22 protein-coding genes are annotated in these 18,311 nt (G+C 53.2%); 2 read left to right on the top strand and 20 right to left on the bottom strand.

From position 1 onward, the window contains the following. Positions 1-85 precede the first annotated feature (85 nt). The 14 genes from L6H98_RS22955 to L6H98_RS23020 form a co-directional block, all read right to left on the bottom strand. On the bottom strand, positions 86-1,696 hold the full coding sequence (locus tag L6H98_RS22955; protein WP_236420107.1) for a spore germination protein: 1,611 nt from the start codon (positions 1,694-1,696) through the stop codon (positions 86-88). Positions 1,697-1,780: 84 nt separating this feature from the next. Beyond that, positions 1,781-2,203: a stage V sporulation protein AB gene (locus L6H98_RS22960; protein ID WP_236419889.1), complete on the bottom strand. Its 423-nt coding sequence runs from the start codon at positions 2,201-2,203 to the stop codon at positions 1,781-1,783. After that, positions 2,190-2,846 (bottom strand): stage V sporulation protein AA, encoded by a 657-nt coding sequence (locus L6H98_RS22965; protein ID WP_236419891.1) that lies wholly within the window; start codon positions 2,844-2,846, stop codon positions 2,190-2,192. Before L6H98_RS22965 ends, L6H98_RS22960 begins: the two co-directional genes overlap by 14 nt. 288 nt (positions 2,847-3,134) lie before the next feature. Continuing rightward, complete coding sequence (gene sigF / locus L6H98_RS22970) at positions 3,135-3,890, bottom strand: RNA polymerase sporulation sigma factor SigF (protein WP_236419893.1); 756 nt, start codon at positions 3,888-3,890, stop codon at positions 3,135-3,137. Between the two features lie 11 nt (positions 3,891-3,901). After that, positions 3,902-4,357 carry an anti-sigma F factor gene (gene spoIIAB, locus L6H98_RS22975; protein ID WP_236419895.1) on the bottom strand — a complete coding sequence of 152 codons (456 nt, stop codon included), beginning with the start codon at positions 4,355-4,357 and terminating at the stop codon, positions 3,902-3,904. Next, a complete protein-coding gene (gene spoIIAA / locus L6H98_RS22980; protein ID WP_236419898.1) occupies positions 4,354-4,707 on the bottom strand; it encodes an anti-sigma F factor antagonist in 354 nt (117 codons plus the stop codon). The genes spoIIAB and spoIIAA overlap by 4 nt, the downstream gene beginning before the upstream one ends. A gap of 164 nt (positions 4,708-4,871) precedes the next feature. Beyond that, complete coding sequence (locus L6H98_RS22985; RefSeq protein ID WP_290371482.1) at positions 4,872-6,047, bottom strand: D-alanyl-D-alanine carboxypeptidase family protein; 1,176 nt, start codon at positions 6,045-6,047, stop codon at positions 4,872-4,874. Positions 6,048-6,326: 279 nt separating this feature from the next. Beyond that, complete coding sequence (locus tag L6H98_RS22990) at positions 6,327-7,151, bottom strand: purine-nucleoside phosphorylase (protein WP_236419900.1); 825 nt, start codon at positions 7,149-7,151, stop codon at positions 6,327-6,329. Positions 7,152-7,327: 176 nt separating this feature from the next. Beyond that, the gene (locus tag L6H98_RS22995) at positions 7,328-8,218 is read right to left on the bottom strand and encodes a tyrosine recombinase (protein WP_236419902.1); all 891 of its coding nucleotides are present in this window, start codon (positions 8,216-8,218) and stop codon (positions 7,328-7,330) included. A 76-nt stretch (positions 8,219-8,294) separates the two neighbouring features. Further along, a complete protein-coding gene (locus tag L6H98_RS23000; protein WP_236419903.1) occupies positions 8,295-8,537 on the bottom strand; it encodes a DUF4227 family protein in 243 nt (80 codons plus the stop codon). A 210-nt stretch (positions 8,538-8,747) separates the two neighbouring features. Then, a complete protein-coding gene (locus L6H98_RS23005; protein ID WP_236419905.1) occupies positions 8,748-9,215 on the bottom strand; it encodes a Fur family transcriptional regulator in 468 nt (155 codons plus the stop codon). Positions 9,216-9,321: 106 nt separating this feature from the next. Continuing rightward, positions 9,322-9,951: a stage II sporulation protein M gene (spoIIM, locus tag L6H98_RS23010; RefSeq protein WP_236419907.1), complete on the bottom strand. Its 630-nt coding sequence runs from the start codon at positions 9,949-9,951 to the stop codon at positions 9,322-9,324. A 135-nt stretch (positions 9,952-10,086) separates the two neighbouring features. After that, positions 10,087-11,310, bottom strand: coding sequence for an endonuclease Q family protein (locus L6H98_RS23015; RefSeq protein ID WP_236419909.1), 1,224 nt, complete (start codon positions 11,308-11,310; stop codon positions 10,087-10,089). 14 nt (positions 11,311-11,324) lie between these two features. Further along, positions 11,325-11,918: an NUDIX hydrolase gene (locus L6H98_RS23020; RefSeq protein WP_236419911.1), complete on the bottom strand. Its 594-nt coding sequence runs from the start codon at positions 11,916-11,918 to the stop codon at positions 11,325-11,327. Between the two features lie 129 nt (positions 11,919-12,047). Here L6H98_RS23020 and mciZ point away from each other — a divergent pair, with 129 nt between their 5' ends. Next, positions 12,048-12,182, top strand: coding sequence for a Z-ring formation inhibitor MciZ (gene mciZ, locus L6H98_RS23025; RefSeq protein ID WP_236419912.1), 135 nt, complete (start codon positions 12,048-12,050; stop codon positions 12,180-12,182). A 12-nt stretch (positions 12,183-12,194) separates the two neighbouring features. On the opposite strand, the gene L6H98_RS23030 is transcribed toward mciZ, so the two are convergent. Together L6H98_RS23030 and L6H98_RS23035 are read right to left on the bottom strand one after the other, a co-directional pair. Beyond that, the gene (locus L6H98_RS23030) at positions 12,195-12,365 is read right to left on the bottom strand and encodes a hypothetical protein (RefSeq protein ID WP_236419914.1); all 171 of its coding nucleotides are present in this window, start codon (positions 12,363-12,365) and stop codon (positions 12,195-12,197) included. A 46-nt stretch (positions 12,366-12,411) separates the two neighbouring features. Further along, a complete protein-coding gene (locus L6H98_RS23035) occupies positions 12,412-13,545 on the bottom strand; it encodes a tripeptidase T (protein ID WP_236419916.1) in 1,134 nt (377 codons plus the stop codon). A 99-nt stretch (positions 13,546-13,644) separates the two neighbouring features. Between L6H98_RS23035 and prli42 the strand changes: the two genes are divergently transcribed. Beyond that, positions 13,645-13,746 carry a stressosome-associated protein Prli42 gene (gene prli42 / locus L6H98_RS23040; RefSeq protein WP_236419919.1) on the top strand — a complete coding sequence of 34 codons (102 nt, stop codon included), beginning with the start codon at positions 13,645-13,647 and terminating at the stop codon, positions 13,744-13,746. 29 nt (positions 13,747-13,775) lie between these two features. On the opposite strand, the gene lipB is transcribed toward prli42, so the two are convergent. The 4 genes from lipB to L6H98_RS23060 form a co-directional block, all read right to left on the bottom strand. Then, positions 13,776-14,480, bottom strand: coding sequence for a lipoyl(octanoyl) transferase LipB (gene lipB, locus L6H98_RS23045; protein ID WP_236419921.1), 705 nt, complete (start codon positions 14,478-14,480; stop codon positions 13,776-13,778). Positions 14,481-14,596: 116 nt separating this feature from the next. Continuing rightward, positions 14,597-16,060 carry a dihydrolipoamide acetyltransferase family protein gene (locus L6H98_RS23050; RefSeq protein WP_236419923.1) on the bottom strand — a complete coding sequence of 488 codons (1,464 nt, stop codon included), beginning with the start codon at positions 16,058-16,060 and terminating at the stop codon, positions 14,597-14,599. Between the two features lie 138 nt (positions 16,061-16,198). Further along, positions 16,199-17,185 (bottom strand): alpha-ketoacid dehydrogenase subunit beta, encoded by a 987-nt coding sequence (locus L6H98_RS23055; RefSeq protein ID WP_236419924.1) that lies wholly within the window; start codon positions 17,183-17,185, stop codon positions 16,199-16,201. 2 nt (positions 17,186-17,187) lie between these two features. Beyond that, positions 17,188-18,216: a thiamine pyrophosphate-dependent dehydrogenase E1 component subunit alpha gene (locus L6H98_RS23060; protein ID WP_236419926.1), complete on the bottom strand. Its 1,029-nt coding sequence runs from the start codon at positions 18,214-18,216 to the stop codon at positions 17,188-17,190. Positions 18,217-18,311 lie beyond the last annotated feature (95 nt).

The raw sequence follows: 18,311 nt of genomic DNA on the forward strand, positions 1-18,311 counted from the left end.
TTTATATACTGGAACAGTGACTATTCCAAGGATTTTAAACCAGTATACCAAATTCGGAGCAAAGAAAAATGGATTTTTCGGCAAATCATTTGTGTTTTTTACTTTTCCGCAATTCACCATCCGGGTCCTGGGACATTTTGGTGTTGTCCCGCGCCTTATTGAAAGATGGTCGTTTCTTGCTTTCCAGAAGTGGCAAGCGGAATAAAAAGTTGCCGAAGGCCTTTGCATTAAACGGTATAAATGGCCACAGATAAGAGGAATTGTAGGAACGACGAAGCGTCAGCGCAAGAATAAGCAGCGTTGTTCCAACTACTAGGCCCGGCACCTTGAAGATGGCGACGGCCGCCAGCAAAACCAGCCTGACCAACCTGTTGGCTAGCCCGAGCTCATAACTCGGCGTCGCAAACATGCCGATTGCCGCGATGGCCATGTACAGGACGACCTCATTGACGAAATAACCGGTTTTTACGGCAATGTCTCCAATGAGAATGGCTGCGATTAAGCCCATCGCCGACGCTAGCGGCGTCGGCGTATGCACTGCGGCCATCCTCAGTAAGTCGACCCCCAGCTCGATGAGCAGGAACTGAAGAATGAGCGGCAGCTTGGCGTTCTGCTGCGGGCCGATGAATTCCAGGCCAGGTGGCTTGAGGGACGGTTCGATGACCATCAGCAACCACAGCGGCAGCAGGAACAAGGAAATCAGAATACCCGCAAAGCGCACCCATCTCAAGTACGTGCCCATAAAGGCCGTTTGCCTGTTCTCCTCCGCATGTTCGCAAAGGTCGAAAAAGGTCGTCGGCAAAATCATCACGCTGGGCGACGTATCAACAAAGACGACCACCCTGCCTTCGAGCAGATGAGAGGCCGTCACATCTGGACGCTCGGAGTAACGAACCAGCGGAAAAGGGTTCCAGCCTTTGTTGATGATCGCCTCCTCCAACTGCTTATCGGCTGCGGGAATGCCTTCGATGTCAAGCCGCTTGATCTTTTCACGGACGGAATCGACCTGTACTTTGTCCACAATATCGTCGATATACACGACGCAGACGTCGGTCTGCGTCCTGCGGCCCACCTGCATGAGCTCGAATTTCAATCCGGGGTCGCGTATTCTGCGTCTCACCAAGGTTACGTTGGTTAACAGCGTTTCGGTGAAACCGTCGCGCGAGCCGCGCACCACCCTTTCCAGTGAAGGCTCTTCCGGAGACCTTACGGGATAATTCCGCGTATCCATTACAAGGGCGGAGCGGTCTCCTTCGACAAACATGGCGCTCATGCCCATGAGGACCTTGCTAATGACCTGGCTCATTTTCTCGACCCGCTCGACTTGAATGTGCGGAACGTAACAATCGAAATACGATTTGAGTGCATGCCCGGACACTTGGTCCGGCGACAGATACGTCAATCTTTTCAACACCTCAAGCAGAATTTCATCCTTGGCGAACCCGGTCAGCATCAGCAGCCCGATCTGTTTGCCGCCCATCACCATCTCCCGAAGGTTCACGTCGAACGACTCGCCGAGACCCATGATTTGTTTGAGCGTATATTTGTTGTCGTTCATACGCGGGGAAATATCGTCGTTGTTTTGCCAATAATGCACCGATTCCTCGACGCTGTCGGACATTTCATCCTGTTTTTTTTCGAGGTATGCCTTTTCTTCTTCCTCCTTCCGGATTTCGTAAGGCGATTTGCCCGCCATGTCCCCCGGCAGGCCTTCGACCGTTTCCTGTCCGGTATGATCGGATCTTGTTTCCATTCTGTCCTTCCTCCTCCGCATCGTGATCTAACGCTGATATATAAAAAAGTCAAACAGAGACCCCGTCATCTTGCCCAAAATCATCGCCAGAAGCAAACCGAACAAATAAGGCTTCATGCCAAGCCGCTTGGCCAGCACCGGAAGCACGTTAAGCACCTCGGTCAGCGCCGCGGCCAACAGGCCGATGAATACGCCGCAGAACAAGCCGGCAATCGGGCTGAGCAGCATCGCTCCGTTTACTTTCCAATGCCAGAAATCCGCGACCGTGCCAAGCAGGCATCCTCCAATCAAGGCTCCTTCGTACCAGTGGCTTTTATCATAAGTTCTCGTCAGCTGAGCAAGCCTCGGAATCATGTCGAGGACCAGAATGAGCGCGATAATCCCGCTGCCGACGGCGATTCCTCCAGCAACCCCGAGCACGATGCTGATTGCACCATTAAGGACGCTCATCGGTGCTCATCTCCCTGTTATCCCGTTCCAACAAACGTTCGCTTTCCTCGATCACGACATATTGGTCGACGTTTTGCTGATATAAGAACATCTCGACTTCCAGCGGGGTAGGTTCCTCATTCCACTTTTTCTTGAATAAATGGTTGAAGAAGACGGTCATGCCAAAACCGATGCCGAGGGAATAGGCGATCTGAAACAGATACGGATGCTCGTCCCGGGTGCCCGTGAGCATTTCCACAATCCGGATCTGGACCTCCTGCATGTTCACATCCGCATGAAAATTCATGATGGTCAGGGCCGAACCAAAAAAAAGCAGGATCCAAACCAAAACGAACAATGATTTGGAAGGTTTGCCGTTCCCTTCGATCACTTCCACCAGGGTGTGACCCGAACCGATGAGCTCGACGTTGGCTTGCGGCAGAACCCGCCGAATTGCCGGAATGACCTGCAAGACGTCGATCAGGATCAGATTGCCGTCCATCGGTCCGGGATGCATCAGCTCGAGCTCATGCAATCTCGCCTCCTCCTGTTCCGGTGAAGTAAGCAAATGGGCGATATCGCCAAGCGTGACCCCTTTGCCTCTCGGAATGCGAATGCGGCTGCGCAGACGAATGTAGACCGTTGGAGTGGGTGCCAGAGACATCCGAAACACTCCTTTACTGCGTAATTTCGCTTAGTATTTGAAAATCGTGCAAATTTATTACGAAAAGAGAATATTCTCCTTTTATGCATGAAAAAAGGCCGGACCGGCAAACCGGGCCAACCTGCCATTGTCGTTCAATCGATCCATGAAACTTTCCAATGACCGTCTTCATTTTGCGTGAATGTGGTTGTGGTAACGTTGCTTTGATCGCTTATTCACATAAAAACTAACAACCTTCCACGCACGTCATATGCGTTAGAAGGTTGTTAGTTGTCGTTTATTGACGATTCATTGCGCGATCTGGTCGCGAATCGATTGCAGTATTTTTTTCTCCAGCCGCGATACCTGAACCTGGGAAATCCCCAGCCTGCTCGCCACTTCAGATTGCGTCTGATCGCGATAATACCTCAGGTAAACGATCAACCGCTCCCGCTCGCTCAGCCCGCCGATCGCCTCGCTGAGGGCCAGCTTGTCGAACCAGCGTTCCTGCGATTCGTCGGCGATCTGATCCATCAATGTGATCGGATCGCCATCGTTTTCGAACACCGTCTCATGAATCGAGGTTGGCGGCTTGTTCGCTTCCTGCGCGAATACCACTTCCTCCGGCGTCACGCCCAATTGTTCGGCCACTTCCTTAATCGTGGGCAGCCGATCGAGGTGTTTGGAGAGCTCGTCGCGTTTCTTGCGGACTTTGTTGGCCATCTCCTTCAAGGAACGGCTGACCTTGAGGGTGCCGTCATCGCGCAGGAATCGCTGAATTTCCCCGATGATCATCGGCACGGCATACGTAGAAAACTTGACGTCATAGCTCAGATCGAATTTGTCCACCGATTTAAGCAGGCCGATACAGCCGATTTGGAACAGGTCTTCCGGTTCGTACCCCCTGTTCATGAACCGCTGTACAACGGACCAGACAAGCCGGATATTGCTGTTCACCAGCGTATCCCGGGCGACATGGTCACCCGACTGACTGAGCGCAATCAGCCGTTTGACCTCGGCATCATCCAAGTAGGCCTGTGAAGATGATTTCACTTCAGCATCCATAAGACCAGCTCCTAATTAAACAATGCTTTCTTGGATTCAATCCTTTTCATCATCCTGATGGAGGTGCCCCTGCCGGGCTCGCTGCTGACTTCGAATTCATCCATGAAGTTTTCCATAATCGTGAAGCCCATGCCCGATCGCTCAAGTTCCGGCTTGGACGTGTACAGCGGTTGTTTGGCCAGTTCGAGATCCTCGATCCCTTGGCCCCGGTCCTCGACGATGATCGTGACCATGTCATCGCGAATCTGCGCCTGAATGGTAACGACGCCCTCGGGATTGTTGTTGTAGCCGTGAATGATGCTGTTGGTTACAGCTTCCGATATGACCGTCTTCAGGTCGCTAAGCTCGTCCATCGTAGGATCAAGCCGGGAGATAAAAGCCGCAACGGTCACACGCGCAAACGATTCGTTCTCCGATTTGGCCGCGAACTGCAAATTCATGAAATTTGTACCGTTTCCTTCACTCATGAGACGACCTCCAGACCCGAGAGGGCAGTTCCCTCATTTTCGTAAATCGGCATAATCTTGAACAATCCCGACATTTCCAGCAAACGGTACACCGGCGGGTTCACGTCGCATACCACCATTTTGCCGCCTTTATTTTTAATGAGCTTGTATCTGCCCAAAATGACGCCCAGACCCGAACTGTCCATAAACTGCAGGTCCTTCAGACTGAGAATCAGATGCTCGCATTGTCTGCGCTGGATGGCCTCATCCATTTGCATCCGGACCAGATCAGCGGTATGGTGATCCAATTCCCCCGATAAGCGTACGATCAGAACCCCACGGTGATGCTCCATATCCACATGCATGTTCACGTTAGCTCACTCTCCTCCCTGTCATGAACAAGGATTTCTACGCCCTCGAAGGCTTTTCCTTCCCCACGACAAAACTAGAAGAAAACCCCTATTTAACTACAAAAAATGTTCCAGTTCATCCAGGAAAAGCAGCAGTCATGCTCTCAAAGGCTGCCGCCACATACTCAATCGAACAAATTGCTCGTCGTTCGTTTGAACAGCTTCCACCAGCCCGCTTTGTTCACGTCCTGCGGTGCCTTGATGTCAAATTCCTTAATGACCTCGCTGCCTTGATAAACAACCAGCTTTCCAACGCTTTGCCCGGCCTTGACTGGCGCTTTTATGCTTGGCTGGAGCTGAAGCTCATGCCGAATTTCCTCGGATTTGCCGCCTTTGCGCATCAGCACGCTGTAATTTTGCGTGGCCTTCAGCGGCAACTGCGCCACTTCGCCCTTTTCGATGTTCAGCTGACCGAGCATCTCTCCGCTTTTGTATAGAGGTTTCATCGTATATTGGCTGAACGCATAATCGAACATGGCAGACACTTCGCTATTGCGCGTTTTGGTGTTCGGCTCGCCAAGCACGACCGCGATCGTGCGCAATCCGTCCTTCGAGGCAGTGGCTGAAAGGCAGAACTTCGCTTCGGACGTATATCCCGTTTTCAATCCGTCAGCTCCGGAGTAAAACCGAACCAGCTTGTTGGTATTGACGAGCCAAAAGGGCTTCGCCGTATCCTTGCGCAAGTAATCCTGATATGCTCCGGTGTATTTGGTAATGGAAGGATGCTTAAGCAGCTCCCGGCTCATCAGCGCAATATCGTAAGCGGACGAATGGTGACCTTTGACAGGCAGTCCATTTGGATTGACAAACCGGGTATCCTTCATGCCAAGCTCTTGAGCCCGATCGTTCATCATCTGCACAAAAGCTTGTTCCGATCCGCCGATCTTCTCGGCGATCGCGACCGAAGCGTCATTGCCGGAGGCCATCGCAATCCCTTTCAGCATGTCATCCACGGTCATCTCTTCGCCAGGCTCCAGAAAGATCTGGGACCCGCCCATGGAAGCGGCATATTCACTTGTTCTGACCTTGTCGGTCAGCTTCAGCTTGCCTGCATCGACGGCCTCGATCGTCAGCAGCATCGTCATGATTTTGGTAATGCTGGCCGGCGGCAGTTGGTCATGGCTGTTTTTTTCATAGATGATCGTTCCGGTATCCGCATCCATCAGAATCGCCGAACGCGCCGACGGGGCCAGGTCTGCTCCTTCTGCCGGTTTGCGCGTTTCTTCGGCGAACACCGAAGAAGTCATAGCGGATAGCAGCATACAAATCGTCATGAACGATGCCATAATTCGTTTCTTCACAGTGAATAACCTCCTTGAATGACTAGGCTTAGAAGCTGCGACGAAATAAGAGGTACTTTTTTCGCCCCAGTCTCTTACTGCATGTTCCATGCAAGTACTGCTAATCATTGTCGGCGCGTTTACAGCAAATTATTCCATGCAAATCATGTTTTTCCAAACTTTTTCCAGAGCTGAACTCAACAAAAAAACAGCCCATCCCGAAGACATTTTGCTTGGGGAGGCTGTTTGCTTGTTTTTTGGAAAGGCTGCGCTTCTTTATCAAGCCAGAGCCTGTGTATATTACATTTGCGGGATGACCGCAAGCACCAGGCTCAGGAACGATTCGCGAACACGTTCCGTCGTTTCCATGACTTCGTCATGAGACAAAGGCTGGTCCAAAATGCCTGCAGCCATATTGCTGATGCAGGAAATGCCCAGCACTTCAATGCCGGCATGACGGGCCACGATCACTTCAGATACGGTGGACATGCCCACGGCATCCGCACCCAACGTACGGAGCATACGGATCTCCGCCGGCGTCTCGTAGTTCGGGCCAAGCAGGCCTGCGTAAACGCCTTCGCGCACGTCGAAGCCTTGCGAAGCCGCCGTCTCCTTCGCCAAAGCACGCAAACGGCGGCTGTACGCTTCCGACAGATCCGGGAAGCGCACGCCCAATGCCGGATCATTCGGCCCGATCAACGGATTTTTGGCCGTCAGGTTAAGATGATCCGAAATGAGCATCAAGTCTCCCGGCTGAAACGACGTATTTACACCGCCGGCTGCATTCGTCACGAGCAGCGAAGCAACGCCCAGCTGCTTCATGACGCGTACCGGGAACGCGGTCAGCTCGGGACCGTAGCCCTCGTACATGTGGAAACGCCCCTTCATCATGACGACTGCACGGCCTTTGATCGTGCCGAGCAAGAGCTCGCCTTCATGTCCTTCAACCGTCGACACCGGAAAATGCGGAATGTCCTGATAAGCAATGCTCACGCCATCTTCGATCAGGTCTGCCAGGATTCCCAGGCCCGATCCGAGAATCAGGCCCACCTCTGGCTTGATCTCGCTTTTGCTTTGGATATAAGCGGCCGCTTCCGTAATCATTTGTTGATTCAATGCTGTCATTAAAATGCTCCTCCTAAAATCGTGCTGTTTTGTCATGCACCCAAGTATTCGCCATCAACGAATGGATATGCATGTATATCCTCCTGAACTCGTCCCAAGAAAAACGCCGCTGCACTAACCGATGCAACTCCGATCTACCCAGTCACCGGCTCATGGACGATGTGCGCTCCCTTCGCTTACTTCGCCCTCGGATGATGATTTTCATAAATCTCCTTCATCGTTCGCCGCCCGTGGTTGCCGTACGGATTGTTGGATTGCTCCACATGTCCAAGCATATCCTGAACTGCCCGGGTATCCGCTCCGTTCGCAATCAGGTGGGCGGCGAAGGAATGGCGCAGCGTATGAGGCGTGATCTCCCCCGAAATGCCGGCGTCGAGCGCAGCCTTTTTAAGTAATTTCCAGAAACCTTGGCGTGTCAAACGCCGTCCCGAGACATTCACGAACAGTGCCTGCTCGTCCGCATCCGTTTTGAGCAGCTCGCCGCGAAAATCACGGATGTACGTATTGACCCAATGGGCTGCAGGAGCTCCAATGGGCAAAATGCGTTCTTTACCTGCACCCCCGCAACGAATAAAGCGCATATCCGTATGTATGTCCCGCACATCAAGCGCAATCAGCTCGGAGACGCGAATGCCCGTCGCATACAGAAGCTCCAGCATGGCCCTGTCGCGAACGCCCTGAGCCGAAGCCGTATCGGGCGCGGCAAGCAGCAGCTCAATCTCCCCCACGCTGAGCACCTGCGGCGGTGTCTTGTCGGCCTTTGGAGCCTCCACATCGAATGTCGGGTCCTGCATCAACGCTCCGCGCCGCATCAAAAAATGAAAATAGGAGCGCAGGGAAACGATACTGCGGGCAATGGTTGCATTGGCTCTGCCCGCCTGCTTCAGCTTGCCTATAAACAGAACCACATGGGTGCGGCGTACTTGATCCGCCTCCCGAATCCCGTATTCTTTGTCCGCAAATTCGATAAACTTGTCCACGTCCCGAAGATACGATTCCAATGTGCTGCTCGACATTCCCTTGTCTTCTTCAAGGTATAAAGCATAGGCGTGTATCGTCTGCTTCATGCACAACGCTCCTCATCTGACAGACTGCCCGAAGGGCAGCCTGCATCCGTAATTGCATCCCAGGTGTTCAAGTCGGCTATTCCCCATACCAATAGAACAAACGCAGGCGTTCGGCAAACGCGGGACGCTCATCGCCAGGGCCTGGCCAAGCCGTTTCCTGAAATACTTTGACCGCGTTTCCCACAGGCGCCTGGTATTGGTCCACAGGCGAAATCCAGCCATTGAACAAATCCAGAACATGATAGAACAGATAGACCAATGCTGCAAAAATCAGAATAAACCGAAAAAAACGAAGCCCTTTCCGCATCGAAATAACCATGGGCAATCCCCTCCCGATTCGTTCCCTTCCTTTCCTGTATTCAAGGCGAGATGCTCCAGCACCTGCTTGTCTTGCTCAGGAAAGCGTTCAGAATCAGCCTATGCCGGGATTTGCCGAGATATGATATGAAAGCGCAAACCTCCCATACCCTGCGTGACCAAAAAAGCTCCCCCGTCAAAACCTCCGGTGAGAGCTTGAAGACACGCTATGTTATTCTTCATCTTTGGGCTTCTGGTCATTTTTAGCTTTGCAACGATAACAAATCCCGTGGAAATCCAGACGGTGGTCCACGACGGAAAAATTGAATTCCTGCTCCAGGCGCTCTTCAAGCGGTCCGAGCCAGTCTTCACGAATTTCATCCACACTTCCGCATTGAACGCAGATCAAGTGATGGTGATGATGCTTGGACGTATCTCCGCGCAGATCATAACGCGCTACACCGTCGCCGAAGTTGATTTTCTCTACAACATGCAGCTCACTCAGCAGTTCGAGGGTACGGTACACGGTTGCCAGACCGATTTCGGGAGCTTTTTCTTTAACAAGCATGAATACGTCTTCCGCGCTCAGATGATCTTCTTCATTCTCAAGAAGTACTCTGACGGTGGCTTCCCGCTGGGGCGTTAATTTATATCCTTGGGACTGTAGTTGCTGCTTGATTTTATCGATCCGTGCTTCCATTTTCTCCCTCCCCCTAGGAAATCACTGCACACTGCAACTTAACCCACTTCTTTCATTATAGGGGGAGTGCGTAATCAAAGTCAACAATTTACACATTGCTATCAAGCTAGACGGGCAGCAGCATCGGCGTGACCCAGCGCATCATTGCCGGGGTAACCCAGGTTTCGAAGGAAGCCACACCCAGCAAGAGCCCGGCCATAACCAGCGTTAAGAGAAGATAAGATGCAAACGGCCGCTGCCCTGCAGGAGCTCGCTGCATGAGCAGCCGATTGCGAATGATGTAGATTGAAAAAGTCATTGCCGCAACGCTGCAGACAAGCAAGATGGGAATGACGAACAAGTTGTGGGGAGCAACGGATACAAGTGCGAACAGCAGTCCTTTCCATGAATACTGTCCCACCAGGTATCCCACCGTGAATCCGATCAGCACGCCCTTCATAAAATCGAGAACCAATATGCCGGGTAATCCGATGACGGACAGGCCCAAAATCCAGATCAATCCGATCCACTTCAGATGCAGCATCGCAATGTCCCAATAAGCTCCGGTCTCCCCTCCGGATGTGCCATGGTGAACCGTAACGAAAAAATTGCCCAAATACCCTTCGAGATCCTGACGCTGCTCCAGCGACAGTGCATTGACCATCAGGGCACCGAAAATGACACCAACCAGAAACAGGACGGCCACGAATACATAGAGCGAAGTTTGGCCTTTGAAAGTGAAGTGAGAAGAACGCATACGAGCAAGGGTCTCCTTTCCGGTTACATGAACAACGTTCATCGATGTTTGGGAGCGGATGTTCCGTTCCAATTTTCCATGTAACCATACGTATGATAGAGACGCCCTTCGTATGACTTCTTGTCCTTTTCCCGATTAACGATCTTTGGACATGCCAGGCTCTTTTCCTTGCACGCTCACTTTGCCGTACGTGCCGCCGCCTCCTGAATCCAATTCCAGGCGACCTTCCCGCGCAGCCACGATCATGCCGGCCAAATGAGATCCTACCACTTGCGCCAGTTCCTCCTCGCTTGTGCGGTGCAATACATTCATCTCCGTACCAAAGCGTTCCAGCAACTGCTTCAACTTGGCCTTCCCCAAGCCGGGAATGAACTCCAACGGCACTTGGTAGCAGTAAGGGGGCCTGTAGGCCGGAACTTCAGGAACATTCCGATCCGCGATGGACAGTATCCGATCCAGCACGCCTTGGACCAGCTTGAGACTGCCGCAATAAGGACAGCGTTCTGCAGAGAGCTCCTGTTCGTCCATGATGCTGCCGCAGGCCGCACAATAGGTGCGGTGATATTTCCCAAGCCGCGGGTTCAGTCCATAATTCGCCCGGATTTTCCGGCCTTCCATACCCTTCAGGGCCAACCGAAATTCGTCGAACGAAGGCGAGGCAATGAGCAATTCATTGTACTCACGGCCGATTTTGCCAAGGGAGTGTGCATCCGAGTTGGTCAAAAAAGGAATAGGGTCCAGCTCCGTAATATGGCTGGCCATGGACGAATCGGAACTGAGCCCGAGCTCGACGGCGTCGATCATATCGGTATCGAGCACCTCGGCCATTCGCGCGGCCGTGCTGCCATAGATGCCTTTATGCGGCGTGAAGACGTGTGCCGGCACGATCAACCCGCCCCGGGCTCTGATCTCGGCCTGCATCTCCCGCGCGGGAACATAGATCCGCTGTGAGCTAAGGTTGACGTTTTTCATGTGACGAGCAATCCACGCCGTGAACGACTTCATCGTGGCCAGGTCCCGGAAATAAGCCAACATATGGAACTCGCGCCTGTCCGGTTCCCGCAGCTCCAGTTCCGTCCCCAGCAAAATCGTCGTATCCCTGTACCCGATGCCTCCCCCCGCCAGTTCGGTCATGGTGCCTTTCTCCAGCAGCTGTTCGATGTCCAGCTGCACGACGGGGGCGTGGCAGTCGATGACCCCGAGCAGCCGGATCCCTTTGCGTCCGGAAGCTTCGCGGGCAATATTTTCAAACGTCAGGTCCCTGCTGCCGCTGATTTTGACCGCTTCCCCTCGGGAAGTCCGGCCGATATGGATGTGAAGGTCCGCGTAGGTAGGCTGCCAATCGTTTGCAGATGCCATGGAATTCCCCATGGTCAGAACCGCCCCGTGGCCCGGTACAGATCCCATGCATACACGGCCAGCATCGTTTTGGCGTCGCTGATCCGGTTTTGGTCCATTAACGCATAAGCCTCATCCAACGTGATTTCGGACACTTCCAGAAATTCGTCTTCGTCCGGCTCCATCTCGCCTACTTCCAGGTCCTCGGCCAGATAAAGATGAATGATTTCGTCCGCAAAACCGGGGGAAGTGTAGAAGGAACGCAGATGGCGCAGCGATTTGGCCGCATATCCGGTTTCTTCGCGCAGTTCGCGTGCCGCTGCCACTTCCGGCGCTTCGCCCGGATCCAGCTTTCCAGCGGGAATTTCCACTTCCGTCCGGCCCAGTGCTTGCCGGTACTGGTCGACGACCAGCATTTTATCGCCCCTCAAGGCGAGAACGGCAACGGCTCCGGGATGGCGAACGACTTCCCGGGTCGCCCTCTGACCGTTAGGCAGTTCCACCGTGTCGATTTGGAGGGAAATCACTCTCCCCTCGAACATCTGCTCCGTGGAGATCGTTTTTTCATCCAGCTTCGGGTTGGACGATTTGGCGGAAATATTCGCTTGCGACGTGTTTGCGTTGTTCATGACTTAGTTCAGCTCCGTTCTACGAGTTTGAATTTCAACGTGTTCGTGCGGTATAAACCTTCCTGTTTTGGCATATGGTGATTTTATACCACACCCGGTCATAAAGATAACCAATCAGGGGGACAACCGATGAACAGTTATTACACCAAACAATCCGTGCATTTGGTAGGACAGGCCCGGCAAGTAAAACTGATCCTTAAACAGTGGCTTAACGAATGGGGACCGGATGCCCGTGTTGCAGACCTGATCGCAGGGCGGAAATAACGCCCCTTTATTTCAGTATTTCAGCATGGCGGCCGATTCAATCCAACCCTTCTGCATGTTCAATCGCTTGTTTGCGTTTTTGCAAAAAGTCCGAATCGGCTTGCGCCGGATTCGGACTTTATTCAACTTGTGGAGCGCACCTGGTTTCAGCCAAGCCGCTTCCGGTTGACGGTGGCGTGCCATGCATAATGCCGAATCCACGCTATTGCTTAACCGGAGGCTGCTGCAATCATTTCCGGACGGCAGCCGTTTCCTGCACGATGGCCACGACGACTTCCGCCAGCTTGGCGAGATCCTCGGCCCGAATGCGCTCATTGGTTGTATGAATTTCTTCGTAACCTACGGCCAAGTTCACCGTCGGAATGTTAAAGCCGTTGAAGATGTTGGCATCGCTGCCGCCGCCGGACATAAACGTCGACGTCTCCAGCCCAAGGCCGCGAATGGCTCGCTGTGCAAGCTGCACCACCTCATGATCATCCTGGAATCCAAATGCAGGATACAATATTTCGCTGTGGAATTCGGCTCTGGCACCAAATTTGTCGCAGGTTGTTTCGAGCGCTTCCCGCATCTTTGCAACTTGCTGCTCTACTTTCTCCTGAACGATGCTGCGTGCTTCCGCTTCGATCTGCACGAAATCGCAGACGACGTTCAGCGCCGAACCGCCTTGGAATTTGCCGATGTTCGCCGTTGTTTCATCGTCGATCCGGCCAAGCTTCATCGCCGCAATCGCTTTGGCTGCCACTTGAATGGCACTGATGCCATCTTCTGGGTTCACCCCGGCGTGTGCGGATTTGCCGTAAATATTCATCTGAATTTCGGCCCGGGCCGGTGCAGCAACGCAGATTGTGCCTACAGCGCCGTTCGAATCGAGCGCATAACCGAACTCGGCATCGATATCTTGCGGGTTCATTGCGCGCGCCCCAACCAGGCCGGATTCTTCTCCGACCGTGATGACAAACTGGATTTTGCCGTGTGGAAGGTTGTTCTCCTGAATGACGCGGATCGCTTCGAACAGGGCGGCAATGCCCGCTTTGTCGTCCGCGCCCAGGATCGTCGTTCCATCGCTGCGAATCCAGCCATCCTCACCCAGTATAGGCGTAATGCCCTTACCCGGCGTCACCGTGTCCATATGGCATGTAAAGAAAATTGCAGGAGCATCCGATGCTCCCTCAGCTTCCCAAGTGACGACCAAATTTCCCGCTCCATGACCGGTTTTGGCCGTCGTATCGTCTTCATAAACGCGAAGTCCCAAACGGGCGAACTGCTCTTTCAGGACGGTTGAGATATTTTGCTCGTGTTTCGTTTCGCTATCGATTTGCACCAGTTCCATGAACTGCTCGACAATCCGCTGTTGCTTGATCATAAGGCTTTTCTCTCCTTTAATGATAGGGTACAATACATATATTGTGGGCGTTTTCTTACGGGTCCGGCATAACTATTTGATGAAAGGAGTCCTCGCATCATGCAAAATAAAAAATGGTTTCGCATCTTCATTTACATCATGTTGATCGCGATGGTGGGGTCCACTTTGTTTATCGCGCTCGAACCGTTGTTTTACGGATAATCCCCTAGCCCTTGCACCAGTTTGAATCATTAGCGGTGAAGGGCTTCTTTTTCGTCTACCCAACGGATGTCATAAGAAAAATGCCGGCTGAAATAGGAGACGATCTCCTTGGCAACCAACTCCACGGAAAAGGCTTTGCCCGTAATATCTTCCAACGACGTCACTCCGTATTGCTGGATGCCGCAAGGAACAATTCCCTGGAAACCTTCATGCTGGATCCCCGATGCGATGTTGAAAGCAAACCCGTGACTCGTCACGAAGCCGCGCCGACGCTTGCAGCGATTGAATTTGACGCCGATGGCGGCAATTTTCAAATCCCCGATCCATACACCCGTGTAGCCTTCCTTGCGTCCGGCCTCGACCCCCTGATCGGCCAGATAATCGATAATGACCTGTTCAAGCTTACGCAAATACCCGTGCAGGTCAAGGTCCTCGTCGCGGCCGAGAACAATCAGCGGATAACCCACAAGCTGTCCGGGCCCATGATAGGTGATATCTCCGCCACGATCAATCTGAAACAATGAAATGCCCTGCTCCCGAAGCTGCTCTTGACTGAGAAGCAGGTGCTCGGGATGATTTTGCGAACCGATCGTATACGTCGGTGGATGCTGAAGCAGCAGCAACCGCTCGTTCCCTTCTCCCTCATCCAACTGCTGTACAATTGATTTTTGACTGTTCCAGGCTTCTTCATATTCAAGCATCGGTATGTATGCAACATCCAGCGGCTTATGCATGATATCCCCTCACCCTTCTGCTTCAATGTTGATGTGTTACGGATCAACCAACAACAAACAACGGGAAAAGTGCACGGCCTCCGGCACATACACTTTCCCATAACCCTGCTATTCTGTTAATACACTGTCGTTTCCATGTTATAACCTTCCAGATTCTCCTTGACGCGCTGCAGGAATCTTCCGCAGATGACGCCGTCCAAAATCCGATGATCCAACGAGAGGCACAGGTTGGCCATCGAACGAACCGCGATCATATCGTTGATCACCACAGGTTTCTTGACGATGGATTCAAATGTCAGAATGGCTGCCTGCGGATAATTGATGATCGGCTGGGAAAGGATCGAACCGAACGAGCCGGTGTTGTTGACCGTGAACGTTCCTCCCTGCATATCGTCCAGCTTCAGCTTGCCTTCACGGGTTTTGCGCGCCAAATCATCGATTTCCCGGGCCAGTCCCGCAATATTCCGCTGATCGGCATGTTTAATGACAGGTGTCAGCACCGAATCCTCCGTACCTACCGCCATGGACAGGTTAATGTCCCGTTTCACGATGATTTTGTCCACGGCCCACACCGAGTTCATGATCGGATAGTCCTTGATCGCGTTGACGACGCCTTTCATCATGAAGGACAGATACGTCAGGTTAATGCCTTCCTTGCGCTTGAATTCATCCTTCAGCTTGTTGCGCAGCAAGACCAGATTGGTTACGTCGACCTCGATCATCGTCCATGCATGCGGAATTTCGGATACGCTTTGACGCATATTGCGGGCAATGGCGTTGCGGACAGGCGTCACGTCGATAAAGTACTCGGAACGTCCTTGTCCGCCGCCTTCCACCTCGATTTGCGGGATTTTCGGGCTTTCCGTCAAATGAATGCCTGAATGTCTGACGGGCACACCCGCGTCTGCCACCGGAATTCCTTCGCGCGTTGAGGCAGCGGAAGGCTCCACCGGCCCGCGGTTGATGCCGCTGAACGGAGATGCTGCCGACTCCGTCGCATGCGCCGCTGCTTCAGGAGCGGCGACCTGCTGAACGGGGGGCGAAGATGCAGCTCCGCCCTGCGCGATGTAGGACAGAACATCTTTGCGCGTAATGCGCCCCCCCATGCCTGTTCCGTGAATATGCTGCAGATTCACGCCATGTTCTGCAGCCAATGTTTGAACTGCCGGCGAGTAACGTCCGCGCATTGGCTGGTCGGGATCATGAGCAGGCACCCCGACATTAACGACAGTTCGGGCGTCCGTTCCCGTTTGCGATGCCGATCCCGCCGCAGCAGAAGACGGCTGGCGGTTCTCGGTAATTTGCTCCGCTGCCTCTTCCCCGGAAACAGCGACCTGCATATGGCAGATCGCTTCGCCAACGGCAATCGTAGCGCCTTCCTCAGCGAGGTGATCGCCCATGATTCCATCCACGGTGGACGGAATCTCGGCATTCACTTTATCGGTAATCACTTCACAGATCGGCTCGTACTGCTCGACCGCATCGCCCGGTTTTTTCAACCATTTTGCAATCGTCGCCGATACCAGCGATTCCGCCAGCTGCGGCATAATGACCTCGATCCATTTCATGCGTTCAGCCATTTCGATATCACTCCTAACTTTGCTTGTATCTAAGCCGTTGCCATCACGTTACGCACGCCGTAACGGGGCAACATCGGGATTGAATGTATATCAATCCTTCCTCTCTTGTAACCGTCCCCGAACATATAGTCAAAGCAATCAATACTGTGCCAATGCACGCATCGCTTCCTTAGCCTTGTCTTTGCTCAGCATGTAGAACTTTTCCAGCGTCGGGCTGATCGGCATCGCCGGCACGTCCGGACCGCAAAGGCGTTGAATCGGCGCATCCAGATCGAACAAGCATTCCTCGCTGATGATGGCCGCAACCTCTGCTCCCACCCCACCGGTTTTGTTGTCTTCATGCACGATGAGCACTTTGCCCGTCAAACGAGCGGAAGCAATGATCGCATCGCGGTCGAGGGGCTGCAGCGTGCGCAGGTCGAGAACGTGCGCGGTAATGCCCTCTTCACGCTCAAGCTCTTCAGCAGCCTGCATCACGAAATGCAGCGGCTGGCTGTACCCGATGACGGTAATGTCGGCACCTTCGCGCAGTACGTTCGCTTTGCCGATCGGCACGATGTAATCGTCGTCAGGCACATCTTCCTTGATCAGCTTGTAACATTTTTTGTTCTCGAAAAACAGGACGGGATCCGGATCGCGTACAGCCGCCTTCAGCAGGCCCTTGGCGTCATATGCCGAGTACGGCGCAACGATTTTCAAGCCCGGTGTGCCAAAAAAGATCGATTCCGGACATTGGGAGTGGTAAAGGCCGCCAAAGATACCGCCGCCGATCGGCGCACGGATCACGACCGGACAGCTCCAATCGTTGTTGGAACGGTATCGGATTTTGGCCGCTTCGCTGATGATCTGGTTGGTTGCCGGAAGCATGAAGTCCGAATATTGCATTTCCGCAATCGGCTTCATGCCGTACATGGCAGCCCCGATCGCTACGCCTGCAATCGCCGATTCGGAGAGAGGCGTGTCCATGACGCGCATTTCGCCGAACTGGTCCTGCAATCCTTTGGTCGTGGTAAATACCCCGCCTTTGACGCCAACGTCCTCGCCAAGCACAAACACGTTCTCGTCGCGTTCCATCTCTTCCTTCATTGCCAGACGGATCGCATCAATGTATTCCATCATCGCCATGATTACCGTCCCCCTTCGTTGCTTTCTGCATATACATGCGTCAGCGTATCTTCAGGCTTCGGATATGGCGCGTTGTCCGCGTACTCGGTCGCCTCTTTCAATTCCAGCGCGAGCTGGGATGCCAAATCCGCATCCTGGGCTTCATCCCAAATGCCGCATTCGAACAAATAATTTCTCATGCGAAGGACTCCGTCCTTTTTCCAGTTCTCTTCCACTTCTTCCTTGGTGCGGTATGCAAGGTCATTATCCGAGGTAGAGTGCGGCGACAGACGGTACATCATCGCTTCGATCAGAGTCGGACCTTCGCCGGCAATGGCACGTTTGCGCGCTTCCTTCACCGCCGCGTATACCTCAAGCGCATCGTTTCCGTCCACACGCAGCCCCGGGAATCCATAACCAAGCGCACGATCGGATACTTTGCCGCTCAGCTGTTTGTGCACAGGCACCGAGATGGCGTACTGGTTGTTCTCGCACATGATAATGACAGGCAGCTTGTGCACGCCCGCAAAGTTCGCGCCTTCATGAAAATCTCCCTGATTGCTGGATCCTTCCCCGAACGTCACGAAAGAAACGAACTCTTTCTTTTGCATCTTGGCGGCAAGGGCGATGCCCACCGCATGGGGAACCTGCGTCGTTACCGGGCTGGAGCCCGTTACGATGCGCAGCTTTTTGTGGCCGAAATGGCCCGGCATCTGCCGTCCGCCGCTGTTCGGATCTTCCGCTTTGGCAAACGCGGACAGCATCAGTTCGCGCGGAGTCATGCCTACGGCCAATACGAAGCCGTAATCCCGGTAATATGGTAAGTAATAATCGTGATCGCGGTCCAGGCCAAATGCTGCGCCTACTTGCGCCGCCTCCTGACCGATCCCTGATACGTGAAAGTTGATTTTGCCGGCTCGCTGCAGCAGCAAGCATCGTTCGTCAAACTTGCGTGCAAGCAGCATCGTTCTGTACATATCCAACACTTCTCCGTCGCTAAGCCCCAGCTCAATGTGCCGATGGACTGCTCCTGCAGTACCTTGTGAACTCATTATGAGGTACCTCCTTTAAATTCAGAGCCTGAGGAGCCGCGAAGAAATGCTTAATGTACTTTATTTCGTCGCGGTCTCCCTGCCAGTCTTACAAC

Source organism: Paenibacillus sp. JJ-223 (assembly GCF_927798175.1).
Classification (GTDB): Bacteria; Bacillota; Bacilli; order Paenibacillales; family Paenibacillaceae; genus Paenibacillus; species Paenibacillus hubeiensis.